The sequence below is a fragment of the Hydrogenophaga sp. ANAO-22 genome, assembly GCF_042466645.1.
In the GTDB taxonomy this organism is placed as follows: Bacteria; Pseudomonadota; Gammaproteobacteria; order Burkholderiales; family Burkholderiaceae_C; genus Hydrogenophaga.
In genome coordinates this window covers 2,937,828-2,962,983 of sequence record NZ_CP159956.1, presented here as the reverse complement: position 1 = coordinate 2,962,983, position 25,156 = coordinate 2,937,828, and the positions used below count along the sequence as shown (strand labels likewise).

Annotated in this window: 25 protein-coding genes; 7 read left to right on the top strand and 18 right to left on the bottom strand. The window is 68.1% G+C overall.

Going from position 1 to position 25,156, the window contains the following annotated elements; all coding sequences use genetic code 11:
* Positions 1-6: 6 nt before the first annotated feature.
* From ABSY19_RS14285 to ABSY19_RS14270, 4 genes are read right to left on the bottom strand one after another with little or no spacing between them, the layout of a single operon-like run.
* Positions 7-984 (bottom strand): tripartite tricarboxylate transporter substrate binding protein, encoded by a 978-nt coding sequence (locus ABSY19_RS14285; protein ID WP_382152417.1) that lies wholly within the window; start codon positions 982-984, stop codon positions 7-9.
* Between the two features lie 39 nt (positions 985-1,023).
* Positions 1,024-1,818, bottom strand: a complete 795-nt coding sequence (locus tag ABSY19_RS14280; RefSeq protein ID WP_382152415.1) for an alpha/beta fold hydrolase — start codon at positions 1,816-1,818, stop codon at positions 1,024-1,026.
* A gap of 15 nt (positions 1,819-1,833) precedes the next feature.
* The gene (locus ABSY19_RS14275; protein ID WP_382152413.1) at positions 1,834-2,541 is read right to left on the bottom strand and encodes an alpha/beta fold hydrolase; all 708 of its coding nucleotides are present in this window, start codon (positions 2,539-2,541) and stop codon (positions 1,834-1,836) included.
* Between the two features lie 5 nt (positions 2,542-2,546).
* Positions 2,547-4,046, bottom strand: a complete 1,500-nt coding sequence (locus tag ABSY19_RS14270) for a carotenoid oxygenase family protein (protein ID WP_382152411.1) — start codon at positions 4,044-4,046, stop codon at positions 2,547-2,549.
* A 116-nt stretch (positions 4,047-4,162) separates the two neighbouring features.
* On the opposite strand from ABSY19_RS14270, the gene ABSY19_RS14265 reads away from it, so the two are divergent.
* Complete coding sequence (locus ABSY19_RS14265; RefSeq protein WP_382152407.1) at positions 4,163-4,612, top strand: MarR family winged helix-turn-helix transcriptional regulator; 450 nt, start codon at positions 4,163-4,165, stop codon at positions 4,610-4,612.
* Between the two features lie 25 nt (positions 4,613-4,637).
* Here the strand turns inward: ABSY19_RS14265 and ABSY19_RS14260 are convergent, their stop codons facing one another.
* On the bottom strand, positions 4,638-5,471 hold the full coding sequence (locus ABSY19_RS14260) for a DUF2325 domain-containing protein (protein WP_382152405.1): 834 nt from the start codon (positions 5,469-5,471) through the stop codon (positions 4,638-4,640).
* A 250-nt stretch (positions 5,472-5,721) separates the two neighbouring features.
* Between ABSY19_RS14260 and ABSY19_RS14255 the strand changes: the two genes are divergently transcribed.
* On the top strand, positions 5,722-5,955 hold the full coding sequence (locus tag ABSY19_RS14255; protein ID WP_382152402.1) for a hypothetical protein: 234 nt from the start codon (positions 5,722-5,724) through the stop codon (positions 5,953-5,955).
* Positions 5,956-6,114: 159 nt separating this feature from the next.
* Positions 6,115-6,312: a hypothetical protein gene (locus ABSY19_RS14250; RefSeq protein ID WP_382152400.1), complete on the top strand. Its 198-nt coding sequence runs from the start codon at positions 6,115-6,117 to the stop codon at positions 6,310-6,312.
* 21 nt (positions 6,313-6,333) lie between these two features.
* Here the strand turns inward: ABSY19_RS14250 and ABSY19_RS14245 are convergent, their stop codons facing one another.
* The 3 genes from ABSY19_RS14245 to ABSY19_RS14235 all read right to left on the bottom strand — a co-directional run bounded on the left by ABSY19_RS14245 (position 6,334) and on the right by ABSY19_RS14235 (position 8,021).
* Positions 6,334-7,194 (bottom strand): alpha/beta fold hydrolase, encoded by an 861-nt coding sequence (locus ABSY19_RS14245; protein ID WP_382152398.1) that lies wholly within the window; start codon positions 7,192-7,194, stop codon positions 6,334-6,336.
* An 11-nt stretch (positions 7,195-7,205) separates the two neighbouring features.
* Positions 7,206-7,697, bottom strand: coding sequence for a GFA family protein (locus ABSY19_RS14240; RefSeq protein WP_382152396.1), 492 nt, complete (start codon positions 7,695-7,697; stop codon positions 7,206-7,208).
* Between the two features lie 81 nt (positions 7,698-7,778).
* Complete coding sequence (locus tag ABSY19_RS14235; protein ID WP_382152393.1) at positions 7,779-8,021, bottom strand: glutaredoxin domain-containing protein; 243 nt, start codon at positions 8,019-8,021, stop codon at positions 7,779-7,781.
* A 237-nt stretch (positions 8,022-8,258) separates the two neighbouring features.
* Here ABSY19_RS14235 and ABSY19_RS14230 point away from each other — a divergent pair, with 237 nt between their 5' ends.
* Complete coding sequence (locus ABSY19_RS14230; RefSeq protein ID WP_382152390.1) at positions 8,259-9,782, top strand: hypothetical protein; 1,524 nt, start codon at positions 8,259-8,261, stop codon at positions 9,780-9,782.
* Between the two features lie 21 nt (positions 9,783-9,803).
* Here ABSY19_RS14230 and ABSY19_RS14225 read toward each other — a convergent pair whose 3' ends face one another.
* The 4 genes from ABSY19_RS14225 to ABSY19_RS14210 all read right to left on the bottom strand — a co-directional run bounded on the left by ABSY19_RS14225 (position 9,804) and on the right by ABSY19_RS14210 (position 13,209).
* Complete coding sequence (locus ABSY19_RS14225; protein ID WP_382152388.1) at positions 9,804-10,772, bottom strand: Bug family tripartite tricarboxylate transporter substrate binding protein; 969 nt, start codon at positions 10,770-10,772, stop codon at positions 9,804-9,806.
* 32 nt (positions 10,773-10,804) lie between these two features.
* Complete coding sequence (locus ABSY19_RS14220; RefSeq protein ID WP_382152385.1) at positions 10,805-11,821, bottom strand: amidohydrolase family protein; 1,017 nt, start codon at positions 11,819-11,821, stop codon at positions 10,805-10,807.
* Positions 11,822-11,927: 106 nt separating this feature from the next.
* Positions 11,928-12,572 carry a TetR/AcrR family transcriptional regulator gene (locus ABSY19_RS14215; protein WP_382152382.1) on the bottom strand — a complete coding sequence of 215 codons (645 nt, stop codon included), beginning with the start codon at positions 12,570-12,572 and terminating at the stop codon, positions 11,928-11,930.
* 76 nt (positions 12,573-12,648) lie between these two features.
* Positions 12,649-13,209 (bottom strand): DUF6622 family protein, encoded by a 561-nt coding sequence (locus ABSY19_RS14210; RefSeq protein WP_382152379.1) that lies wholly within the window; start codon positions 13,207-13,209, stop codon positions 12,649-12,651.
* A gap of 251 nt (positions 13,210-13,460) precedes the next feature.
* On the opposite strand from ABSY19_RS14210, the gene ABSY19_RS14205 reads away from it, so the two are divergent.
* Both ABSY19_RS14205 and ABSY19_RS14200 read left to right on the top strand, forming a co-directional pair.
* Positions 13,461-16,064: an excinuclease ABC subunit A gene (locus tag ABSY19_RS14205; protein WP_382152375.1), complete on the top strand. Its 2,604-nt coding sequence runs from the start codon at positions 13,461-13,463 to the stop codon at positions 16,062-16,064.
* 14 nt (positions 16,065-16,078) lie between these two features.
* A complete protein-coding gene (locus tag ABSY19_RS14200) occupies positions 16,079-16,990 on the top strand; it encodes a glutaminase (protein WP_382152372.1) in 912 nt (303 codons plus the stop codon).
* 14 nt (positions 16,991-17,004) lie between these two features.
* Here the strand turns inward: ABSY19_RS14200 and ABSY19_RS14195 are convergent, their stop codons facing one another.
* The 6 genes from ABSY19_RS14195 to ABSY19_RS14170 are packed head-to-tail and all read right to left on the bottom strand — an operon-like array spanning position 17,005 to position 24,081.
* Entirely contained in the window at positions 17,005-17,976 is a 972-nt protein-coding gene (locus ABSY19_RS14195; protein WP_382152369.1) for a Bug family tripartite tricarboxylate transporter substrate binding protein, read from the bottom strand.
* A gap of 23 nt (positions 17,977-17,999) precedes the next feature.
* Entirely contained in the window at positions 18,000-19,022 is a 1,023-nt protein-coding gene (locus tag ABSY19_RS14190) for a CobW family GTP-binding protein (RefSeq protein ID WP_382152367.1), read from the bottom strand.
* On the bottom strand, positions 19,019-19,402 hold the full coding sequence (locus tag ABSY19_RS14185) for a hypothetical protein (RefSeq protein WP_382152364.1): 384 nt from the start codon (positions 19,400-19,402) through the stop codon (positions 19,019-19,021). The genes ABSY19_RS14190 and ABSY19_RS14185 overlap by 4 nt, the downstream gene beginning before the upstream one ends.
* Before the next feature lies 1 nt (position 19,403).
* A complete protein-coding gene (locus ABSY19_RS14180) occupies positions 19,404-21,143 on the bottom strand; it encodes a hydantoinase B/oxoprolinase family protein (RefSeq protein ID WP_382152362.1) in 1,740 nt (579 codons plus the stop codon).
* The gene (locus tag ABSY19_RS14175; protein WP_382152359.1) at positions 21,140-23,236 is read right to left on the bottom strand and encodes a hydantoinase/oxoprolinase family protein; all 2,097 of its coding nucleotides are present in this window, start codon (positions 23,234-23,236) and stop codon (positions 21,140-21,142) included. The genes ABSY19_RS14180 and ABSY19_RS14175 overlap by 4 nt, the downstream gene beginning before the upstream one ends.
* Complete coding sequence (locus ABSY19_RS14170) at positions 23,233-24,081, bottom strand: fumarylacetoacetate hydrolase family protein (RefSeq protein WP_382152356.1); 849 nt, start codon at positions 24,079-24,081, stop codon at positions 23,233-23,235. Before ABSY19_RS14170 ends, ABSY19_RS14175 begins: the two co-directional genes overlap by 4 nt.
* Positions 24,082-24,222: 141 nt before the next feature.
* Between ABSY19_RS14170 and ABSY19_RS14165 the strand changes: the two genes are divergently transcribed.
* Entirely contained in the window at positions 24,223-25,155 is a 933-nt protein-coding gene (locus tag ABSY19_RS14165) for a LysR family transcriptional regulator (RefSeq protein WP_382152353.1), read from the top strand.
* The last annotated feature ends 1 nt before the right edge of the window (position 25,156 follow it).

Below are 25,156 nucleotides of genomic sequence, written 5' to 3'. Positions count from 1 at the left end.
CTGGCATCAGTCGAGCTTCACGCGGCCCGACTTGACGATCCTGTCGAACTGCACGATCTCGCGCGCCGTGACGGCGCTGAGTTCCTGCGGCGTGCTGCCGATCGCGCTGTAGCCCTGCCCCTCGAGCAGTTTCTGCACCGAGGATTGTTTCAAGGCGGACGCGAAGGCGCTGTTCAGTTTTTCCGTGACACCGGCGGGCAGACCGGCCGGGCCGAAGTAGGCGAGCCAGCCGGAGGCGGCCACGCCGTCCACACCCAGTTCCTTGAGCGTGGGCACGTCGGGGAACAGGCGCCAGCGCTCTTCGCCCGAGGTGGCGATGACGAGCAGCTTGCCGCTGTCCACGTAGGGCTTGACGCTGCCGCTGATGAGCACGAACTGGACCTGCCCGCCGAGCAGGTCGGTGACGGCCGGCGCTTCGCCCTTGTAAGGCACATGGACCGCCTTGATGCCGGCCGCCTCCAGGATGGTCTCCGACCAGAGGTGGGAGCTGGTGGCGTTGCCCGCCGAGCCATAGGCCATCTCACCCTTGAGAGCGCGCGCGTAGGCCACGAAGTCCTTGAAGTTGCGCGCGGGGATGCGGTGCGGGTTGATGGCCAGCCCGACCTCGGTCCGCACAGCGATGGTGATGGGCGTGATCTGCCGGTTCAGGTCGGCGTAGCGCGGGTCGGTGACGGGCAGCAGGGACAGGGTGGCGGGCACGCCCAGGCCGATGGTGTAGCCGTCTTTCGGCGCGCGCACGATGGCGTCGGTGCCGATGCGGCCGCTGGCGCCGGTGCGGTTGTCCACCACCACCGTCTGGCCCAGGGTCTTGCTGACTTCGGCGGCCAGGGAGCGGGTGACGTTGTCGGCGAAGCCCCCGGGCGGGTACGGCACGATGAGGGTGATGGGCTTGCTCGGCCAGGTGTCGGCCATCGCCAGGTGGGGCAGCGCCGCGAGCGCGGCCATGGCCGCCAGGCGGCCCAGGGTCTTGTGAAGGGGGCTCATGGAAACGGTCTCCGTTCTTGTGGGGGCGATGGGCGTCGGTCAGTACGCGGGGGCCGTGCGGCCGAGGAAGGACAGCAGCACCTGGTGGTACTCGTCGGGCCGCTCGGCCCAGCCGAAGTGGGCCACGCCTTTCATCTCGTGGTACTCGCCCCGCTTGAGCAGACCGGCCATGCGGCGCATCACCGCGGCGGGGCAGGTGGCGTCGAGTTCACCGGCGATGCACAGCGTGGGCGCGGCGATGCGCGACAACACGTCTTCTTCGAGGTAGGCGGCCGTGGCCTGGATGGCTTTCTGGAAACCGGCAGCGTTCATGAGGCGGACGTTGTGCAGCACGTGGTCGATGGCGGGGCCCTGCGCGCCCGGTCCCATCATCGAGCGCAGCATCTCGGGCGCATAGTCCGCGATGGCGCGGCCCTGTGTCAGGGGCGCCACGCGCGTGGCCAGGAAGTTGGCCTGCCATTCAGGGCCCGAGTGGTTGAAGGTGTGCGCGGTGGCCGAGAGCACCAGCGCCTGCACGCGGTCGGGAAAGAGGTCCGCCGTTTTCTGCGCCACCATGCCGCCCATGCTGTGGCCGAGCACCACGTTGCGCCCCGTGCTGGTCGCGCCGATCAGGCGGCCGGCCACGCGCGCCATGTCGGTCATGCTGAGGGTGTCGGGCACCGGGCTGGTGCCGTAGCCGGGCGCGTCCCAGGCCACGACGCGGTAGCCGGCCTGGTTGAGCGCCTGCGTGGTGCAGCGCCAGTATTCCTTGGCACCGTAGGCACCGTGCAGCAGGTAGACCGTGGTCGGCCCTTCGCCCGACACCAGGTAGTCGGGCAGTTCATAGGTTCGCATGTCGGGATCCTTGGTTCAAAGAGAGGACGTGGCGGCGACCCAGCGCGCCAGATGGGCCGCCAGCGCCTCGGGCTGCTCCAGGGGAAGCAGGTGGCCGGCGCCGGGCACGGTGTGGAATTCGGCCCCCGGAATGCCCTGCGCGAGCGCGCGCTGGTGCTCGGGCGCGAACAGCTTGTCGTGCGAGCCGGCCACGATCAGCGTGGGCACGCGGCCGTCGAGCAGGGCCCCGCGCTCGGGCCGCGCGAGGCTGGCTTCCTGGTGCGCCATGAAGCGCTCGGCGCCGTAGGCGGCCACCATGGCCGTGCGCCGCTGCATCAGCGGCGCATCGCCCAGGCTGTCGGGGTGGAAGGCGGACGCGGTCTGCGCCGCGACCAGCTGGGCGTGGCCACCGTTCGCCGCCGTGCCGATGGCCTGGCGGCGCGCGGCGGCCTGCGCCGCCGTGTCGGCCTGGGGCCCGCTGCAGACCAGGCCCAGGCCGCTCAGGCGCTCGGGGGCCAGCGCCCGCATGGCCAGCGCGACGTAACCCCCGAAGGAGAAGCCGACGAGGTGAAAACGCGCGGGCAGCGTCTTGAGAAGCGCGGCGGCGATCGCGTCGACGTCGGCCAGGGCCGGCAGTTCGGGCGTGTGCACCGCGAGGGTGGAAGGCAGGGCGCTTCGCACGCCATCGAAGACCGCGGCGGTGGTGTTCAGACCGTGCAGGAGCACGAGGGGATGCGAGGACATGGTGCTCACGCCAGCGCGGCCGGGTCGCGGTGTTCGCCGTCGATGCGGTCGCCCTCGACCCAGCAGGCGTGGGTGCCGACGCACATGCGCTCGGGCAGCACGATGGTGGCCAGCGGGCCGCGCGCGACGTCGGCCGCGTCGAGCACCAGCACCTCGGAGCGGTTCTGGCGCATGTCGGCCACCATGACGACGACGTAGCCGTCGTCCTCGGCCTTCGCGCCCAGGCGGCGCGCCACCTGCGGCTCGCTGCCGTAGCGGCCCTCGCCGTATTCGTAGCGCTGCGCCGCGCCGGTGAGCAGGTCGAAGCGCTTGAGGCCGGCGAACAGCCAGTCGCCGGGCTTGTACAGCACGTTGTAGCTGTAGCGGTAAGGGCGGCCCACGCAATCGTTGCTGCAGACCGGGAACTCGGTGACCTCGTCGTCGAGGTACTGCTCGGTGGTCTGGCCGGTCTTCAGGTTGAAGCGCCAGCGGTGCATCAAGGTCTTGTTGTGGTGCTTGTCGAGGTTGGCCAGGATGCGGTCGTACACGTTCATGTCGGCGCTCACCGGGATCTTCTTGAAGTCCGGCATGATGCAGCCGTCCATCACCACCTCGTCGCCGTCTTCGTAGCAGTTCGAGAGGTGGAGGATGAAGCAGGGCTTGGCCTCGAACCAGCGCACCTGGCTGCTGTCCCCATGGCGCGGGATGACGCCGAAGCGCGCCGCCTGGTCGCGGTTGAACACCAGATCGTGCTCGCCGGTCTTGAGCTTGACCGGGTCGAAGTACAGCGGCAGGTCGTGCAGGATGGTGTAGTGCTTCGTGATGCCCTGGTCGTGCGGCCAGCGCGCGCCCGGCAGCTCGATCGGCACGTAGTGCACCAGCTGGTTGTGGCGGTCCACCACGCCGTAGTGCATGTACGGCCATTTCTCGGGGTAGTTGAAGAACATCATCTCCCCGGTTTCCGGGTCGACCTTGTAGTGCGAGCTCACGCCCTCGGGCACCTTGCGCGCCCAGTTGGCGTCGGGCCCGAGCGTCTCCAGCGTGCGCGGGTCCAGGCGCCAGGGTTCGCTGCCTTGCGACATGCTGGCGATCAGCTTGCCCGCGTGGCAGATCACGTCGGTGCCCGCGTTGTCCTTCATCGCGCCGATGGCGCCCCAGCCGCGCCGCGAGGCCAGGTGCGGCTGCAGCAGCCCCGGCCACAGGGAATGGCCCGCGCCCTTCTCCGCCAGGTAGCCGGTGGTGCGCACCAGGCGGTTGCGGTAGGTGGCGCGGCCGTTCTCGAAATGCACCGCGTGCAGCATGCCGTCGCCATCGAACGGGTGGTAGATGCCCAGCGGTTCGTGCACCTGGTTGTGCGTGTTGCGCACGTAGATGCCGTGCAGGTCCTTCGGGATCTCGCCGATCACCTGCAGGCTGTCGGTGTCGGCCGTGTACTCGTTCGCGTTGGGCGTGAACGGGCCCTGAAGAAAAGGGTTGTCGTTGTCCGCCCGGATCGTCAGGGCGATCCTGTCCACCACCTCAATCATTTGCCCGCTCCAATGGTTGCCTGCGCCAAGTAATGAAGGGAGTATCCGGCAATCAATTGCTTGTGGCAAGCAATTTTTCGATCGATAATGGAAAGTACCTAGCACGCACCGACGACATGACCAAGAAAGCCAAGTCACCGCCCGTCCAGAGCACCATCTTCCTGTGGCTGGGCAAGGCCTACCACGCCGCCACCAACGCCTTCGAGGAGAGCACGGGCGTCACGGCCGCGCGCTGGCGGCTGCTCTTTCTGATCCACCGGCAGCGGGGCTGCACGCAGAAGGCGCTGATCTCGGAGATCCGCGTCGATCCCGGGTCGATCACCCGCCAGCTCAAGGCACTGGAGGCGGAGAAGCTGATCGTTCGCGAAGACGATCCGGCCGACAACCGGCTGACGCGCGTCTCGCTGTCCCCGCTGGGCGACAAGCTGGTGCAGGGCATTCTGGAGAAGCGCAAGCGCTTCCTGGAGACCATGCTGCAGGGCATCCCGCCCGAGGAGGTGGACGCCTGCATCCACGTGCTGGAGCGCATCAGCATGAACGTGGGCGACGACCGCCCGATCCCCTGAGGCGGCCGCGGGGCGTGACGCCGGCTCAGCCGTGCCGCAGGCAGAGCCTGTTGACCGGCGCCGACACGCGAGGCAGGGCCATGGTGGTGCACAGGCCGGCGGCAAAACTGGCGACGCTGGCGGTGCGCAGCGGCACATAGTCCAGGCCGTTGTGCTGGCAGGCGCGCTGCAGCGCCACGGCGGATTCGCGGTCCACGCAGTCCAGCGGCGCGACAACGAGGTCGGCCCAGGCCAGCGCGGCCAGCAGCCGTTCGTTGCGCGGGTCGATCACGCTGCCTTCATGCCGCCGGTACTCGCCGCTGTGCCGCTCCACCAGCGCGCGGATGGACGGGTTGGCGCTGGGGCGCCCGCCCACGTAGAGCAGCTTGCGGCCACGGATGAGCGGCCCGAGCGACGTGGGTTCGGTGCCTTCGCCGTTCATCCAGCCGCGCAGCTGTTCTTCCACCACCGTCAGCTCGCGCCCGAGTTCGCCGAGCTGGACCTGGAGCTGGAGCTGGATCGTTTCCTGCTCCAGGCGCAAGGCGTTGGCCTCGGCGGCGAGCGTGGCGACTTCGGCCTGCTCCCGGCGACCGACCTGGAACATCAGCGCCGACGACAGCGACTCGGCCCGCTCCCGCGCGTCCCTGGCCGCTTCCCACAGGCCCTGCAAGGCGCGAGCCACACCGGCGTGCTGCGAGGCGAGCCGCGCGGCCTCGCACCGCAGCGCGAAGTCCGACGGGTTCAGCACGTCGGTGAAGGGCGCCATGAGCTGCCGCAGGCCGTGCGCGGGCAGGCAGGTGCGCAGCACCATGCCCTGCAGATGGGGGGCGAGACAGACCCAGTGCAGACGGTGACCGGGATGGGCAGTGGGGGATGGCATGCGGTGGGCGCTTTCGATATATGCAGCCGAATATAACGCTACTGCAACCGAGCCCCCTGGTGCCGCGGGGTCGAACCGGCCCCCCTGCCGTTCGCCGTTTCCCGTTCTCCCTCGTGAAAATTGCCACAACTCCTACACGGCGATCGCGTCCTGCGTCATATTCTTGCCGCGCAACGGTGGCAGCATGTGCGAAAGAAGTTTCAAGTGCATGCGACCCATCCCTTGTCCAATTGCTTCTGGGAGTGCTTTCGTGTTTATCTACAAGATTTTTGGTGAACAACCCGGCTTTGCCGAAGGGCTGATCTTCAACAGCTGCGTGAAGAACCTGCAGAACCAGCCCGACCTGTGGCTCGACGAGTGCCCGTACCTCTACCCGCGTTCGTCCTCCCGGCTGCCCGAAGGCTTGCGCGTGGTGCAGCTCGGCACGGCCGAAGAGCACGCGCCTCAACAACCCAGCCCCCCGCGCTGGATGCTGGCCGCCTGAGCCCCCCGGGCCGCCCGCCCCTCCCTCTCGGAGGGGTTTTGTCGTGTGGGACATCTCCTACATCCGCATTTTTGGTCTTCCTACAGAGTCGCCCGAGGTTCAAATCCACACTCGTCTCCTGCTGTCACGGACCGTTACCGTTGATTCAAGGAGATGGCGATGAAAGAATTTTTCAAGCTGTGCGTGATCACGGTGGCCGGCATGGCGGCCATCGCCTCTCTCCTGCATCTGGCGGTAGCCCTGGGCCAGGACCAGTCTCCCTGGAACGCGCTGATCTACCTGGGCATTTCCAGCGGCGCACTGGGTCTGATGGGCCTGCTGGACATGGAGAAGCGCATCGACCAGATGACCGCCTGACGGCCCGAACGGTTGGCCCGTTCAGGCGGCCGTTCCAGCGGCCCGCTCGCAGCGGCGGATGAAATCGCGCATCAGCGCGGCGCATTCGGCGGCGTGCGTCTCCAGCAGAAAATGCGGCCCGTCCAGGATGTGGGCTTCCATGCGCGGCAGGGCCTTCATCCACGAAAGCGTTTCGGCCAGTTCGAAAAAGACGTCGTGCCGGCCCCAGAGCATCAGCGCCGGGGGTTGCCAGCGGGCCAGGCAGTCGGCGATCTCGCCAAAGCGCGCGTGGTGCTGGCCGTAGTCGAGCACGAGCTGGCGGTGCATCTCGATGCGCCCGGGCAACGACATGACGCGCCAGTCCTCTTCCCACACGCTCGAATCGATGCGCCGCGCGATGTCGTCGGGCACACCCCCCACGTACTGGTCGCGCGTGCCCGCCCGGGTCAGGTGCGTCGTGGCCGCGGCGGCGCGCTCGGGCGTGGGGTCCTGCCAGTAGGCCTTCGTGTCCGCCCAGGCCGGGCCCATGCCGCTTTCATGCGCGTTGGCGTTCTGGACGATGAGGCTGCGGATGCGGCCCGGTGAGCGGGTCGCGAGGTGCAGCCCCACGGCCGCGCCGAAGTCGTGCAGGTAGAGGTGGAAGCGGGCGACGCCCAGTCGCTGCAGCAGCCGCTCGATGAGGTCTGCGAAGCCCGCGAAGGACGGGGGATCGATGGGCTCGGAATGCCCGAAGCCGGGCAGATCGGGCGCGATGACGAAACAGTCCTGCGCCAGCCCGTCGATGACGTTGCGGAAGGACACCGACGAACTGGGGAAGCCGTGCAGCAGCAACAAGGCCGGCCGGTGGGAGTCGCCCGCAAGGCGCACCGCCACGCGGATGCCATCGATTGACAGGGTGTCCATGCGGCGCCGGCTCAGGATGCCTTGGACTTTCTGGCGTGCTGCCTGTGCCAGTCCTTGAGCGAGAAGTCGGGGTACCCGTCAAAGCGCTGGTCGCCCTTGCGGCCTTCCACGCGCACCCACGGGGCTTTGGAGTCCAGCAGGATGTGCACGTTCGCGGGCGGCTCGGGCAAGGGCGTGTCGATGGCGCCCGCGTGCGGGTGCACCAGCTCGGGCCAGCTCGGGTCGTACAGCCAGAGCGCGGTGCCGCACACGCCGCAGAAATGGCGCTGGCCGGTGCTCTGCCGCACCTCGTCGCCCTCGGTGATGCTGGCCTGGTAGACGCGCAGGTGCCGTTTGCCTTTCACCTTCAGCGTGCGGTGGTCGGCGCCCAGGTTGATCGCGTAACCACCGGTGCCCGCGGTCTTGCGGCAGATGGAGCAGTAACACCGCATGAAGGGCACGGGCTCGGCCGAGTCGACCGAGAAGGTCACGCGCCCGCAATGGCAAGAGCCTTCGAGCTTCATGGCGATCTCCTTGCAAACCCCCATTGGGCCCGCCCGACGCCCCGAAGGCTGTCGGACAACGCGCTACAACGACGGGCGGCCTTACCGGCTCAGTTGCGCCAGCGCCGCCTGCAGCCCCTGCAGGCCACCCACGCGCTGGTCGTTGATGAAGATCTGCGGCATCTGCCGCACGGAGGGCCCGCACTTTTCGTAGAAGGCCATGCGTTCGGCCTCGTCGTCGATCTTGATTTCCTCGAAACCGAGCGAACGGGATTTCAGCAGCATCTTGGCCGACTCGCATTGCGGGCAGGCGGACTTGGAGTAGACGACGATTTGGAGTGACATGGCTGAGAGTTTACGGGGGGAGGGTATGCGCGACATGGCAAAAAATCGGCATAGAACTTTCGGTCGACAGCGCGGTACTCATGCCGCCATGGGAGTTTTTTTGACAGGCCTTCAGCGCAAAGCGCCTGGTTCGCGACCGTTCATGACGAGATGTACTCACTGGATACCCGATACGCATTCGACACCGAATACCAAGACCTGCGACATCAAGAAGAAGATGATTCATCAGACGAGCGCGTGGCACTGCGTCTGCTGATGCGAAAGGGCGAGATCGCCACCCTCTCCCGCTTTCCCATCCAAGACCCCAAGCAAACCGCCGACCTCTGTCTTGAGTTGGTCATGGACCACCCGGAGTCCGTGGCCGTCCTGCTGTGGAACCGCGAGGTGCGGGATGCCTTCGCCACCTTGCTGGGCAAACCGATGCACGGGCATCGTGGCCAGGACCGCTGGGAACGCGCCACGATGCTGGCGCTCGACACGGGGCTGCCGCCCGAGTGGTTCAGCGGCGCCCCAAGTGACCAACGCAGAAAATCGTTCCACACCCACGTCGCCGAAAAGAGCGCGAAGCACAAGAACCACATCTGGCAGGTTCCGGGGAGGGTATCCAAGGTGTACCAGGTCGGGAAGCCCGCTCCCTACCGAGGTCTGCACGTGAACTCGCTGGTGAATCAAAACGGCAAGATCCGGGACGCGTTGTGCCGCCACATGGCGTGGGAAGCGACCATGGCCTTCATGCAAGGTTGCGAATGCTTCAAGCAGTTCTTGTGCAACGTGGCCGAAGGCACCTACCCCTTCGACGTCGACACACTGGAGCATCTGCATTACGAGCACGTGTGCGACAGCAGCGACAGCCGTGTCCAGTTCACGCCACAACACTTCGGCCGCCTCCTCGTGCGCCTGCTCTCGTGCATGAAACCGGGTGAGCGCCAAGGACACTTGATCTGCTGGAACATCCCGAAAGACCTCCATGCTCACGGCCACGAGATGGCCGTGTTGCTCGAGAAGGAGGACGATGGGATTGACAAGGTCTGGCTGTACGACCCCAATGTTTCCGGCAATGCCCTGCACATCAAGACCTCGCCCGACAGACTTTCAAGCCACAGCATCGCGGTCTATGACGCGCTGGACTACATCGTCAAATCGGCGAACGTACTGTCCATGGACATCGGCAACCGGACACTGGCCAAAGCTTGGGCAGGTCACTTCATCGAGTCGGACGACATAACGCTTCTGGAAAGCTTCGTGGAGGCCCTGGCCAACGGCACCGTGCATGAAATGGCGGCGGCACTGAAAACGATCAGGAACTGGAACGCCTTCGCTCACATGCACACGGAGGTGCGGCGCGCCCTGACCATGGCGGTGCAATGGGGCCACGTGCAGGCCATCGAATGGCTTGCACAATGGCTGCACACCACAGAGGTGCATGAGAACTTCCAGGAAGCGATCAATGAGGATGCCGAGCAGGCGGCGAAGCTGTGGAGCTTGGCGTTGAACAACGAGACCATGCTCGATCTGCTCACCCGCGAAGAAGAGGTTCCTTTGCGCACCGCAACCGCGCTGGCCTACCTGAATCTGCTCGCGGGCGCTTCACGGCACATGAACAAGGCCTCGAAGCGGGAGCTGTACCAGATCCTGCATGCCTTTCAGAACGGCTCGCCCTGCTGCTACGAGAGGCTCTCTTGGGGCCACCAACTCCTGAGTCGCGACGCCGGCTTTCGCACCGCGTTCGAGCAGCTCATGGCGAAGCTGAAGTTCTGGTGAACCCCGGACCGCCCCGCGTCCTCAGTCGATCTGGATCTTCGCGTCGCGCACGATGCGCGCATAGGTCGCGATTTCCTTGGTGATGTAGGGCGCGAACTGCGCCGGCCCCATGGGCGCGGCGATGAAGCCCTGCGCGCCCAGGCGCTCGGTCACCAGCGCCGAGCGCATGGCCTTGGCACTTTCTTCCGTGAGCCGCTTGCTGATGACCTCGGGCAGCTTGCCCGGCGCCCACAGGCCGTACCAGGTCACCATCTCGAAACCGGGGATGCCGGACTCGGCCACGGTGGGCACGTTCGGCATGCTGGGCAGGCGGGCCTTGGTGGTGACGGCCAGGGCCTTGAGCTTGCCGCTGGCGATGTGCGGCGCGGTGGACGGCAGGGCGTCGATGATCACGCTGATCTGGCCGCCGAGCAGGTCGTTCAGCGCCGCCGCCGTGCCGCGGTAGGCGACGATGGGCATCTCCAGCTTGCCGCCGAACTTGATGGCTTCGAGCGAGACGTGCATGGGCGAACCGATGGCCGAGGTGCCCAGGCTGAAGCCCTGCGGCTTGGCGCGCGCGGCTTCGAGGAAGTGCTTCAGGTCGTCGGCCGGCACGCTGGGATGCGCCGCCACCACCATGGGCACGGAGCCGAGGAAGGAGACCGGCGTGAAGTCGGTGACCACGTCGTAGGGCACCTTGCGCACCATGAGCGGGTTGGCGATCAGCGTGGGCGACTGCACCAGCAGGGTGTAGCCGTCGGCCGGGGCCTTGGCCACGAGGTCGCTGCCGATCACGCCGCTGGCGCCCGCGCGGTTCTCCACCACGAAGGGCTGGCCCATCTGCTCGGTGAGGCGCTGCGCGAGCACGCGCGCCACCAGATCGACCGTGCCGCCGGGCACGTAGGGCACGATGATGCGCACCGGGCGGTTGGGGTAGGTCTGGGCGTGCGCCGCGAGGCCGGTGGCGGCGAGCAGGCCGGCCAGCAGCGCGCGGATCCATGGGTTCTTCATCGTCGTGTCTCCTTGAAAGGTGGGTGTGGCGACTAGCAGCAGGGCATCTTCAGCAGGCGCAGCGCGTTGCCGAAGTAGATGCCCTCGCGCTCTTCTTCGGACAGCTTGAGCGAGTCGATGGCTTCTGGAATCGTGCGGATGAACATGGGGCCGCCTTCGGGATCGAAGGGGCAGTCGGACGCGAACACCACCTGCTTCGCACCGAAGAACTCGAGCCCGCATTGCAGCCCCGCGCGCCCGCCGGCCAGCGCGGTGTCCGCGTAGAACAGGCGGAAGTAGTCGATCGGGCGCTTGGCCATGCTTTTGAGCAGGCCTTCGTAGTCTTCGTCCGAGGTGCGGCTGCCGAACTGGTCCAGGCCGGGGCCGACACGGCCGTCGAAGAACGGGATCATGGCGCCCATGTGGTGGGTGATCACCTTGAGCCCGGGCAGCCGGTCGAAGAAGCCGGAGAACACCATGCGCGTCATGGCCGCGCTGGTCTCGTAGGGCCAGCCGAAGGTCCACCAGATCTCGAACTTGGACTTCTTCTCCGAGGCGTAGTCGGCCATGTTCGCGCCGCGCGCCGGGTGCATCCACACCGGCACGTCGTAGGTCTTCACGGCGGCCTCGAAGATGGGCCAGAACTCCGGCTCGTCCAGCGGGCGGCCGTTCACGTTGGTGAACACCTGGATGCCGCGCGCACCCAGGGTGTTGATCGCGTGGTCCATTTCTTCCAGGCACGCCGCCGGGTTGTTCATGGGCAGCGAGGCCACGAAGGCGGGGAACTTGTCCGGGTGCGCGTCGCGGATCTTGGCCATCTCCTCGTTGGCCAGGCGGGCCAGCGCGGGCGAGTCTTCGGGGCCGGCGATCAGCTCGATGGGCGGGTTCGACAGCGTGAGGATCTGCTGGTACTCCGGAAAGCCTTCCATCATCTTCAGGCGCGCGTCCAGGTCGTACAGCACCGGAATCGTCAGCCAGCGCTTGATGGCGCCTTTGTCCTTGGCCAGCTCGGCCATGCGCTCGAAGTACTTGCGCGGCAGGATGTGGGCGTAACTGTCGATCTTTCGCATGGGCTTTTCTCGCTCTTTATTCACCAATTGGAGAATTATAGGGAAAAGCAAAGGGGCGTGAAGCCCCCGATTTCCCCTGGTTTTCCCTGAGCAGTGAAGAAAGCCGCTACGCGAGCACGAACGCCGAGATCACCTCGGTGATGTGGGCCAGGCGCTGCGTGAGCTGCTTGGGCGCCTTGAAGTCGCGGTTGAAGCCGGCCGAGAGGGTGTGGATGTTGGAGAGGTAGAAGTACGAGCAGCCGGCGATGGTGATGTAGAGCTGCACCGGGTCGATGCCGGCGCGGAACAGGCCGGCCTTCTGCCCGCGCTCCAGGATGTCGCCCAGCGACTGCACCAGCGGCGAGTTCAGCTCGCGGATGCGCTGCGAGCCGTGCAGGTGGCGCGCCAGGTGCAGGTTCTCGCTGTTGAGCAGGGTGATGAACTCGGGGTGGGCGATGTAGTAGTCCCAGGTGAATTCCACCAGCCGGCGCAGCGCGATCAGCGGCGGCATGCCCTGCAGGTCCAGGTAGAGCTGGGCGTTGCGGATCTCGGCGTAGACGCTTTCCAGCGCGGCGGCGAAGAGGCCGTCCTTGTCCTTGAAGTAGTAGTAGACGAGCTTCTTGTCCACCGCCGCCTTCTCGGCGATGCGCTCCACGCGCGCGCCACCCAGACCGGTGCGGGCGAACTCCTCGCGCGCGGCGACCAGGATGGCGGCCTTGGAGCGCTCGGCGTCGCGGATCTTGGGCTCGGAAGGGGCCTTTCTGGCGGTCACGGCGGAGGTCCTTGTGCGGGGGAAAGTGGGGCGGGCAATGCCGCCACAGCGTACCCGAACTCCCCCGCGCAGCCCTTTATTCACCATTAAGTGAATAAAGGGCTTTGCCGGGGCGCACCGCCAGGCGCCACAGGCGCGCGGCACGGCCGATGAAGACACCCGTGAACGCGCCATAGAGTGCCGCGACGCTCAGCACGTAGGGCGTGTCCCGGACCAGCTGCGGCGCCATGGTGAGATCGACCCCGACCACGTACTTCACCAGAAAGATGCCCACGATCAAGCCCAGCGGGACGGCGCTGCCCGGCAGGCGGTACAGGCGCCGCGCCGGGTCGTACTGGGCGCCATCGGCGCGGCCGCGCGCCACCAGAGCGAAGGTCAGCACCGCGGCGATGAGCCAGGCCGAGATGGCCAGGGCCAGGTGAGGCGTCGCACCGAAGGCCGAGACCGTGCCCGAGACCGAGAAGAGCGTCATCGCCAAGGGCATCAGCGACACGCGGGCCAGGCCGGCGCTGCGCTCGCGCAGCTGGCTGGCGCCCAGCGCGAGCAGCGCCACGAGCAGGCCCCACACCCACAACGGTGTCTGGCGCAGGACGGGGACGACGGCTTCGGGGTGGTTGGCGAGCAGTTGCAGCAGCATGGTGGGCTCCGCGAGGAAGGGGTTGAGGGAGGACGCACTGTGCCGGGGGCGAGGGCGCCTGGCGATCCCGTTGCGACGAAACTGCGTGGGTGCGGCGCGAAAAGCCGTCTGACGAGGGCGAACGGCGGCGGCCGCGTCGGACGCCTCCGACACACGACCCCGCCAAGCACCCCCTGTTGCCGCGCCTCCCACTGTGCCAAGCTGTAGGGCACCGGATCTTCGCTTGATCCGGCAACTTCAAGAGTGCGCCTGTGAACAAAACCTTCGAGTTCGTCAGCGTGCGCGGCGCACGCGAACACAACCTGAAGAACGTCGATGTCGACGCGCCCCGCAATGCACTGGTCGTCTTCACCGGCATCTCCGGCTCCGGCAAATCCTCGCTGGCGTTTGGCACCATCTATGCCGAGGCACAGCGGCGCTACTTCGACTCGGTGTCGCCCTACGCCCGCCGGCTGATCGACCAGGTCGGCACGCCCGATGTGGACAGCATCGAAGGGCTGCCGCCCGCCGTGGCGCTGCAGCAGCCCAGGGGCTCGGCGGGCTCGCGCTCCACGCTCGGTTCGGTCTCGATGATCTCCAACATGCTGCGCATGCTGTACTCGCGCGCCGGTTGGTACCCGCGCGATCAGCCCATGCTGTTCGCCGAGGACTTTTCGCCCCACACGCCCCAGGGCGCCTGCCCGGTCTGCCAGGGACTGGGATTCGTCTACGACGTGACCGAGAAGGCCATGGTGCCCGACGACACGCTGAGCATCCGCGAGCGCGCCATCGCCGCGTGGCCGCCGGCCTGGCATGGGCAGAACCTGCGCGACATCCTGGTCACGCTGGGTTACGACGTCGACACGCCGTGGCGCGATCTGCCCAGGAAGGACCGGGACTGGATCCTGTTCACCGAAGAGCAGCCCACCGTGCCGGTGTACGCCGGCTTCACCCCGGCCGAGACGCGGGCCGCGTTGCGCCGCAAGATGGAGCCGAGCTACCAGGGCACCTTCACGGGCGCGCGCAAGTACGTGTTGCAGACCTTTGCCACGACCTCCAGCGAACTGATGAAGCGCCGCGTGGCGCGCTTCATGTCCGGCACGGTGTGTCCTTCGTGCCAGGGCAAACGCCTGAAGGCCGAGGCACTCTCGGTGACCTTCGCCGGCCTGGACATCGGCGAGCTCTCCCGCTTGCCATTGACCCGGCTCGCGCAGGTGCTTGAACCGGCGGCCGCCGGCCGGCTCGCATCCACCTCGGCGCCAGCGGCCACGCCCAGGGGCCGCGCCCGCCGGGCCATGGCCCCGCGCCCGGGTCATGAAGGCGCTCCCGACGTGCGGCGAACGCCCCACCTCTCGGAAGAGAAACGCATCGCCGCACAACGGATCGCCCTGAACGTGCTGGAGCGCGTCAAGACCTTGGAGGACATCGGTCTGGGCTATCTGTCGCTCGACCGGCAGACACCCACCCTGTCGTCGGGCGAACTGCAGCGCGTGCGGCTGGCCACGCAGATCCACGCGAACCTCTTTGGCGTGCTCTACGTGCTGGACGAACCCTCGGCAGGCCTTCACCCCGCCGACGGCGTGGCGCTGCTGGCGGCACTGGACCGCCTCAAGCGTGCCGGCAATTCGCTCTTCGTGGTCGAACACGATCTCGCGGTGATGAAACACGCCGACTGGATCGTGGACGTGGGCCCCGAAGCGGGCGAGAACGGCGGGCGCGTGCTGTACAGCGGCCCGCCGGCGGGCCTGCGCCGCGTGCCGGACTCCCACACCGCGCGGCACCTCTTCGCCGCGCCGCCGCCGCGCAGGCGGGCCGTTCGCCCACCGCGGGGCTGGCTGAAGCTGACCGGCGTCAGCTGCAACAACCTGCACCGCCTCGACGCGGCTTTCCCCATCGGTGTGCTGAGCGCGGTGACCGGTGTCTCCGGCTCGGGCAAGTCGAGCCTGGTGGGCCATGCCCTGGTGGACCTCATGGCGGACCACCTCGGCCATGAACCGCCCCAGCGCGACACGGGCGACACGGCGGAGGACGCCGAGGTCGGCGGCACGGTGGTGAGCGGCGGCCGGATCGAAGCCGGTGCCGATGCCTTTCGCCGCCTGGTGCGGGTTGATCAGAAACCGATCGGCCGCACGCCGCGCTCCAACCTCGCCACTTACACGGGGCTGTTCGATGCGGTGCGAAAACGCTTCGCCGCCGAGCCTGCGGCGCGGTCGCGGCGATGGGGCGCAGGGCGCTTTTCGTTCAACGTGCCGGGCGGTCGTTGCGACACCTGCGAAGGCGAAGGTTTCGTCCACGTGGAACTGCTCTTCATGCCCAGCGTGTACGCACCCTGCGCCACCTGCGGCGGGCAGCGCTACAACGAGAAAACCTTGCAGATCACCCATGGCGGCAAGAACATCGCCGAGGTGCTGGCCATGACGGTGGAGGAAGGCGTGGCCTTCTTCCAGGAAGACCCGGCGATCCACCGGCCCTTGAAGCTGCTGCAGGACATTGGCCTGGGCTACCTGCGGCTGGGGCAGCCCGCCACCGAACTCTCCGGCGGCGAGGCACAGCGCATCAAGCTGGCCACGGAGCTGCAGCGGCCCAACCGCGGGGACACGCTCTACGTGCTCGACGAGCCCACCACCGGCCTGCATCCCGCCGATGTGGATCGGCTGATGGCGCAGCTGAATGCACTGGTGGACGCCGGCAACACGGTGGTGATGGTGGAGCACGACATGCGTGTCGTGGCCGCCAGCGACTGGGTGATCGACGTGGGGCCGGGCGCCGGCCATGAAGGCGGCCGCATCGTCGTGGCGGGCACGCCCGACGCGGTGGCGGCCTGCCCCGGCAGCCCGACGGCACCCCATCTGGCGGCGACGCTCGGCGCACGCTGACCGACAATCGCCCCATGCAATTCCAGCCCATCCTCGAGGACATCGTCGCCACCCTGCGCCCGACCCTGGGGGCGCAAGGCCGGGTGGCCGACTACATTCCCGCGCTGGCGCGCGTGCCCGCGGCGCAGTTCGGCATCGCCTTGCGCACCTGCGACGGCGAGGAGGCGCAGGCCGGTGACAGCGCCACCCCCTTCTCGATCCAGAGCATTTCCAAACTCTTCGCCCTGACCCTGGGCATGCGAGCCATGGGCGAGCGCCTGTGGGAACGCATCGGGCGGGAACCCTCCGGCAATCCCTTCAACTCACTGGTGCAGCTGGAGGCCGAACAGGGCACGCCGCGCAACCCCTTCATCAACGCCGGCGCGATCGCCGTCACGGACCGGCTGGTCAGCCAGGGCGACCCCAAGGCGGCCATGCTGGAGCTGGTGTCCAGCCTGTGCAACGAGCCGGTGTACTTCGACGAGGAGGTGGCGGCATCGGAGGCCGCGACGGGCTTTCGCAACATCGCGCTGGGCAACTTCATGAAGAGCTTCGGCAAGATCGACAACGACGTCGCGGCCGTGCTGGACGCCTATTTCCACCACTGCGCGGTGCGCATGAGCTGCCTGCAGCTGGCGCGCGCCACCGGCTTCCTGTGCCGCGACGGCCGCCACCCTTTCAGCGGCGAGCCCCTGCTGAGCGAGCGCCAGACGCGCCGGATCAACGCGCTGATGTTGACCTGCGGCACCTACGACGCGGCAGGGGAGTTCGCCTTCCGGATCGGCCTGCCCTGCAAGAGCGGCGTGGGCGGGGGCATCGTGGCGGTGGTACCCGACCGCCTGAGCCTGTGCGTGTGGTCACCCGCGCTGGATGCCACGGGCAACTCGCTGCTGGGCATGCAGGCGCTGGAACTCTTCGCCTCGCGCACCGGGCTGTCGGTGTTCTGACGGGCCGCGCCCCCTCACTCCGGCTTGAACCCCGCCTCCTTCAACAAGCCCGCACTCTGCGCCACGTCGCTGGCGATGTACTTGCGGAAGGTGTCCACCGATTCCACCACCGGCTCCACGCCCAGCGAGGCGAGCGAGCCGGCCTTGGCCAGTTCTTCCGTGGCTTTGTTGATGGCCTTGTTGAGGAACTGCACGCGCTCGTCCGGCGTGCCCTTGGGCGCCCACACGCCGTACCAGGACACGTACACCAGGCCCGGGTAGCCGCTCTCGGCGGCCGTGGGCACATCAGGGGCGATGCTGCTGCGCTTGGCGCCGGTCTGGGCGATGGGTTTGACCCGGCCGCCCTTGGCCATGGGTTGCAGCGAGATGATGGAGTCCACCAGCAGTTGCACGTGGCCGCCGGCCACGTCGGTGGCGGCGGGCGCGGTGCCGCGGTAGGGCGTCATGGTGAAGTTGACCTTGCCCTGCTTGGCCAGCAGCAGCGTGGCCAAGTGGCTGGGCGCGCCGAGCGCGGGGATGGCGGCGTTCCAGTTGTTGCCGGACTTGCCGGCCGCGTCGATCACCTCGCGCAGGTTCTTCTGCGGCGCGGTGGGCGGGATCACGATGAGCAACGGCGCCTCACCGGTGCGGGCCACGGGGGTGAAGTCGGTCACCGGGTCGTAGGGCGGCGTGGCCATCACGTGGCTGGCGAGCACGTGCGTGGCGGCCGAGAACAGCAGGGTGTAGCCGTCGGGGTGCGCGGTCTGCACCGCCTTGCCGCCGATGGTGCCGCTGCCGCCGGCGCGGTTGTCCACCACCACGGTCACGCCCAGGTCGGTCTGCAGCTGCTTGGCGAGCAGGCGCGCCGCGCCGTCCACGCCACCGCCAGCCGCGAAGGGCACGATGAGCTTGATCATGTTGTCGGGGAATTTCCCCTGGGCCAGGGCGGGTGCCACGCCCACGGCGGCGAACGCCAGGCCGGCCATGCATTGCTTCATCCACTTCATGTCTGTCTCCTTCGGGTTTGTGATCAATCGGGTTGAGGGGCAGGGGCACGGCGCGCGCGGCGCCGCTCGAAAACGCTCAGCGTGGCGTCGATGTCTTCGGCATCGATGCCGCGCGTGATGAAGACGATGCGCGTGCGCCGGTCGTCGCTGGGCCAGCGCGGCAGCATCTCGGGCGGGTGGAACAGGTGCTGCACGCCGTGGATGACGAGCGGGTGCTCCGGGTCGTCGTCCAGGTGCACGATGCCCTTGACGCGCAGCAGGTCGTCGCCGCGCATCTTCGCGATCATGTCCAGCCAGGCGAAGAAGCCTTCGCGCGAGAGCGGCTGATCGCGCACGATGACGTGCGAGCGGATGCGGTCGTCGTGCCGGTTGGCTTCCGGCCCGCCGGACGCGGGGAAGAAGCTCGATCGGCCGGTGTCAGGCAGGGCGGTGAAGGCGGCGGCCGGGCGCGCGAGCAAGGCCTGCAGGGCATTCAGCGAGCCGCCGGCGTCGGTGCGGATCTCAGCCAGCGGGTTGATGTCGCGCAGGCGCTGCATCAGCGCCTCGGGCGCGGCCTGCAGGTCGGTCTTGGTGAGCAGCAGGCGGTCGGCCACCGCGGCCTGTTTCACGGCTTCGGGGTGCTGGTCCAGCGTGGCCATGGCGTGGCAGGCGTCCACGGTGCAGGCCACGCCCGCCAGGCGCCAGGCGCCTTGCAGGCGCGGGTCGCCCATGAGGGTGTGCAGGATGGGCGCGGGGTCGGCCAGGCCGGTGGTCTCCAGCACCACGTGGCGCAGCTCGCCGCGCTGCGCGGCGGGCGTGGCGGCCAGGCGCTCGAAGGCCTCCACCAGATCGCCCCGGATGGTGCAGCAGATGCAGCCGTTGGCCAGCAGCACCATGTTCTCTTCGGTGTGGTCGACCAGGTCGTGGTCGAGCCCGACGGACCCGAACTCGTTGATGACCACGGCCGTGCCGTGCATGCCGGGCTCGCGCAGCAGGCGGTTGAGCAGCGTGGTCTTGCCGCTGCCGAGGAAGCCGGTGAGCACGGTGACGGGCACGGCCTTCGTCATGACATCTCGCCCATGGGGCCATGCAGCTTGGCGAAGGATTCGAGCGTGCGCGCCAGCCGCGTGAGCAGCCAGTCGGCATCGGCCTCGTCGGCCTCGCCCGCTTCCAGGCGCGTGAGCAGGTTCATCACCGGCTGCTGCTGTTCGGCGATGGGACCGGGCTGCAGCAGAAACGCTTCCACGCTTTGCACACCCAGGCGTTCGCTCTCGGCCCAGAGGTAGTCGGCGATGTCGAGCTCGAAGTCCTGCAGCGAGACGCTGACCCCGCCCACGCCGCAGCCGCAACCCGAGCCCAGCGTGACGTGCTGGGCGCTCAGGCGGCTCCACAGGCCGAGCAGGCGGGCGGCGCGTGGGTCGGCGGCTGCCACGGTGGCGGCGTCCATGTCAGGCCCGCAGGCGGGCCGTGGCGGCCTCGTCCACTTGCTGTTGCGCGTCGAGCGCCACGCGGTAGACCTCGCGCGCCACCTCGGCGCTCACATAGCCTTCGCGCACGTCTTCGGCCACCTTCTCGGCCTCGCGCTCCAGCGGGCTGCCGAAGCCGCCGCCGCCGCCCGAGAGCATCTTGTAGGCGTCGCCGCGCTCCAGGCGCACGTTGAAGATCTTGGCGTTGAGGTGGTCGCTCTTCCACTCGCCCTTGTGGCGCACGGCCAGGCCGTTGCCCATGGCATCGCCGCCGCCTTCCAGGCCCCAGGGCTTGCAGTGCACGCGGTCGATGCGGGTGGTGACGGTGAAGGGCGAGAGCGCCTGCACCACCATCTCGGCACCCAGGCCGCCGCGGTACTTGCCGGCGCCCGCGCTGTCCTTGCGGATCTCGTACTTTTCGACCAGCACCGGGTACTTGGCTTCGAGCTGCTCGGTCGGGCTGTTGTGGGTGTCGCCGTCGTTGATGCAGACGGTGACGGACACGCCGTCTTCCGTGCTCTTGGCGCCCCAGCCGCCGCCCAGCGGGCCGATGCCGACGATGAACAGCCGGCCGTCTTCGGGCGAGATGCCGTGGATGTTGGGGAACACCAGGTCGGCGTGGTGGCCGGCGATGGCGCGGTCGGGGATGGCGGGCGCGAGCGCCTTGAAGATGGTGTCGATCACCGTCATGGGGAAGGTCATCCACACGCGCATCGGGTAGGGCCGCTCGGCGCTGATGACGGTGCCCATGGGCATGATGACCTTGAGCGAGCGGAAGCTGCCGTCGTTGACCGGGTAGTCGGTGGGCGTGGTGAGGCACTTGTAGGCCACCTGCGCGCAGGCGATGCCGGTGGTGAAGCCCGAGTTGTAGAAGCCGCGCACCTGCTTGCTCACGTCGGAGAGGTCCACCGTCATCTCGTCACCCTTCACGGTGACCTTGACGCGGATGGGGATGCGCTTGCCGATCTCCAGGCCGTCGTCGTCCATGTAGGACTCGGCTTCGTACACGCCGTCGGGAATGGACAGCGTGTTCTTGCGCGCCACGGCCTCGCTCGAATCCATGATCTGGCGGATGGAGCCGTTGACCGCGTCGGCACCGTAGCGCTGCAGCAGCTCCACGTAGCGGCGCTCGCCGGTGGTGATGGCGGTGATCTGCGCGCGCAGGTCGCCCAGCGCGCGCTCGGGCATGCGCACGTTCATGGCGATGATGTCGATCAGGTCCTGGTTGACCACGCCTTCGCGCTGGTACTTCACGATCGGGATCTGGATGCCTTCGCTGAAGATGTCGGTGGTCACGTTGCCCAGGGTGCCGCCCACGTCGAGCCAGTGCGCCATGCAGCAGGTGAAGCCTTCGAGCTGCCCTTCGTGGAACACCGGCATGGTGAAGGTGAAGTGGTTCAGGTGGCTGCCGGTGGTGTAGGCGTCGTTGGTGACGAGGATGTCACCGGGCTTGATGTTCTCGACGCCAAAGTGTTTGATCTTGGCCTTCACCGTCTCGGCCATGCCGCGGATGAACATGGGCAGGCCCAGGCCGATGGAGACGGTGTCGCCCTCTTTCGTGAACAGGCCCACCGTGAAGTCCAGCGCTTCGTAGATGATGAGGTTGTAGGCGGTGCGCGTGAGGTTGGTCTTCATCTCCTCCGTCACGGCAAAGAGGCCGTTGCGGATGATCTCGACGGTGACCGGGTCGACCGTGGCGTTCTGGATGTCTCGTGCGTTCATGAGCGGTCACTCCCGATGGCGATTTGCAGGTTGCCCAGGCCGTCGACGCGCAGTTCGTCGCCGGGCTGGACCACGGTGGTGGAGGCGTGTTCTTCGATGAGGGCCGGGCCGCTGATGAGGTTGCCGGCGCGCAGCAGGTCGCGCTTGTAGACCGGCGTGTCGGCCCAGCCGCCGGCGCGGAAGTACACCGGCTTGGTGCCGCGCAGGGCGGCCGCTTCGGGTAAGGCCGCGCCTTCGTCCACGTGGTGGCGCGGCGGTTTCTTCATGGTGCCGAGCACGGTCACGCGCAGGCTCACGAGGTCGGCCGCTTCCTTCGGTGCCGAGGTGCCGTAGCGCACCTTGTGCACCTGGTCGAAGTGGTTCTTGATGGCCGAGCGGTCCTTGTCGACGAAGAAGGCGCCGGGCAGGTCCACCGTGACGGCGTGTTCCTGGCCCACGTAGCGCATGTCGGCCGCGCGCTCGATCACGATGCCGTCGGGCGTGATGCCGGACGCCGCGAGCGCGGCACGGCCTTCGTCTTCCATGCCCTTGTAGAGCGCTTCGATCTCGTCGAAGGACACGTCGTTGAGCTTGCGGAACACGGAGCGCACGTAGTCGTAGCGCAGGTCGGAAAACAGCATGCCGTAGGCCGAGAAGTAGCCGGGCGCGTACGGAATGAGCACCTTGCGGATGCCGATCTCGCGCGCGATGGCCGAGGCGTGCAGCGGGCCCGCGCCACCGTAGACCACCATGGTGAAGCTGCCGGCGTCCAGGCCGCGCTCGGTGGTCACGGCTTTGACGGCGTGCGACATCTGGGTGACGGCGATGCGCAGGATGCCGTCGGCGGCGGCGGTGGCGTCCAGCCCCAGGGGCTTGGCCACGCGCTCTTCCATCTGGCGCTGCGTGCCGGCCAGGTCGAGCTTGAGTTCACCACCAAGGAAGTGCTCGGCGTCGAGGCGGCCGAGCACGAGGTTGGCGTCGGTCACGGTGGGTTCGGTGCCGCCACGGCCGTAGGCCACGGGGCCGGGGATGGAGCCCGCGCTCTGCGGGCCCACGCGCAGGGCGTTGCCGGTTTCCACGCGAGCGATGGAGCCGCCGCCGGTGCCGACCTCGTGGATGTCCATCATGGGAATCTGGATCGGCAGGGCGCGCTCGTAGCCGCCGATGAGCGCGCTGCCGGTGGTCAGCGGCCGGCCTTCGCTGATCACGCCGGCCTTGGCGGTGGTGCCGCCCATGTCGAAGGCGATGGCGTCGCCCATGCCGAGCTGGGCGCAGATGGCCTGGGCACCGATCACGCCGGCCGCCGGGCCGGACTCGAGCATGCGCACGCAGTCGCGCCGCGCGTGTTCGCTGGGGAACAGGCCGCCGGTGGACTGCACCACGTAGAAGTCGCCCTCGAAGCCCTTGTTGCTCAGATGCTCTTCGAGCTGGCCGAGGTAGGCCGAGACGCGCGGGCCCACGTAGGCGTTGGCCACGGCGGTGGAGACACGCTCGAACTCGCGGTATTCCTGGCTCAGCTCGTGCGAGGCGCAGACGAAGGCGCCGGGCAACTCTTCCTGCAGGATCTGTTTCACGCGCTGTTCGTGCGCCGGGTTGCGGTAGGAGTGCAGCAACAGCACGGCCACGGCCTCGATGTTTTTCCCGCCGAGTTCGCGCGCCAGCTCGCGCACTGCGGCCTCGTCCAGCGCCTTGTGCGTGCTGCCGTCGGCGCGCAGGCGCTCGGCCACCTCGTAGCGCAGCGAGCGCTTGACCAGCGGCTCGTGCTTGTTGAAGAACAGGTTGTAGGCGTCGGGCCGGTTGACGCGGCCGATTTCGTAGATGTCGCGAAAGCCCTCGGTGATCAGCAGCGCGGTCTTGGCGCCGTTGCGCTCCAGCAGGGTGTTGATGGCGATGGTGGAGCCGTGCAGGAACAGGTGGCCGTCGCGCAGGTCGATGTCGGCGCTGTCCAGCGTGGCCTGGATGCCGTTGACCAGCTGGCCGTGGGTGGACAGGGCCTTGCCGAACAGCAGCTGGCCGGTGACTTCGTCGAAGGCGGCCATGTCGGTGAAGGTGCCACCGATGTCGACGGCGACGCGCAGCCGCGCGTCATGGGGGGTGAGGTTGGTGTTGCTCATGGTGTGTGGGTACCAATGGGGTTGCGCAGGATGCCCAGGCCGGTGATCTCGACCTCGACCACGTCGCCTTCTTTCATGTAGAGCGGCGGCTCGCGGCGGTCGCCCACGCCGCCGGGCGTGCCGGTGGCGATCACGTCGCCGGGCGAGAGCGGCGTGAAGCGCGAGATGTAGGCCACGATGGTGGGGATGTCGAAGATCAGGTCGCCCACGCTGGCGTGCTGCATCACCTGGCCGTTGACGCGGGTTTCGAGCTGCAGCTTCGTCACGTCGGGCACCTCGTCGCGCGTGGCCAGCCAGGGGCCGAAGGGGCCGGTGCCGGGGAAGTTCTTGCCGGGCGTGAACTGGTGGGTGTGTTTCTGCCAGTCGCGCACGCTCACGTCGTTGAAGCAGGCATAACCGGCGATGTGCTCGAAGGCGTCTTCCTTCGCGATGTGGCGGCCGCCCTGGCCGATCACGAAGGCGAGTTCGCCCTCCCAGTCGAAGCGGTCGGAAAACGCGGGACGCAGCACGGCGTCGCCGTGCGCGGCCAGGCTGTCGTTGAAGCGCAGGAACAGCGAGGGGTGTTCGCTGTCGGCGCGCTTGGTCTCGGCCACGTGGCTCTTGTAGTTCAGGCCCACGCAGATCAGCTTGCCGGGGTTGGGGATCACGGGCAGCAGGCGCACCTGCTCGGGCGCGAGCGAGGGGCCGGCCAGGCCGTTCAGTTCGCCGAGCGCGTTGGCGGCGATGGCGGCTTTCAGGTCGGGGTGGCGCGCCTGGAAGGCGGCGGGCACCGGGGTGTGGCGGCCGTCGCTGCCGACCACCCCGTAGGTGGCGCGGCCGTCGGTCTCAAAGCTGGCGAAACGCATGGTGGGCTTGTCTCCGGGTGGGGCGCTGCGGGCAGCGCGGGGGTGATGGGGACGCAGTCTAGGAAAGCGCCCGCCATCTGCCTAGAATGCAAACGGAGATTTCAGACATGCCTTGATTGGCATATCAGACCCGGAGACCCCATGAACCCCAACGACTTCCGGCTGTTCCTCGAAGTGGCCGAACTCGGCAGCTTCACCAAGGCGGCGGCGCTGCGCCAGACGGTGCAGTCGCACATCAGCCGGCAGATCGGCGAGCTGGAGAAACAGTGCGGCGGCGCGCTGTTCCGGCGCACCGGGCGCGGCGTGACGCTGACCGACCTGGGCCGCCACGTGGAGGCGCGCGTGCGCGGCTGGGTGCGCGACACGGACCAGCTGCTGGCCGACATCCGCGTCGACGCCGGCGAGCCCATGGGCGAGGTGCGGCTGGGCATCCTGCCCTCGGCGGCGCACCCGCTGATCACCCACGTGTTCCTGCGCCTGCAGGCGGAGTTTCCGAAGATCAAGCTCAACGTGCGCGAGGGCCAGGGCGGCGAGCTGGACACGCTGCTGGACATGGGCAGCGTGGACATGGCCATCCTGTTCCGCTACCAGAAGCCCACCAGCGCGGACGAGCAGCTGCTGGCCGTGGCTGGCACCTACCTGGTGTCGCGGCCGGACGACCCGCTGACGCAGAACGAGAGCTTCGAATTCGCGCGCCTGGCCGGGCTGCGCCTGGTGCTGCCGCGGCGGCCCGCGCACTGGCGCGCGGTGCTGGACGAGACGGCGCGCAGCAAGGGCTTCGTGCTGCAGGCCGAAGTGGAGGCCGACTCGCTGCGCGTGCAGCGCGAGCTGGTGGCGCACACGCGCGGGCTGTACTCGCTGCTCGGGCCGTTCTCCATCGACGCCGAGCTGCGCGCGGGCCGGCTGCGCGCCTCGCGCGTGGTCAACCCCGACCTGCGGCGCCACGTGACCCTGGCCCTGCCGAAACAGGGCCAGCTCACGCCGGCGAGCAAGATCGTCGCGCGCATGCTGCGCGAGACGGTGGAGGGCTGGGGGAACCGGCTCAGCGAGCCCGGCGGTTCACCCGCCCTCTAGC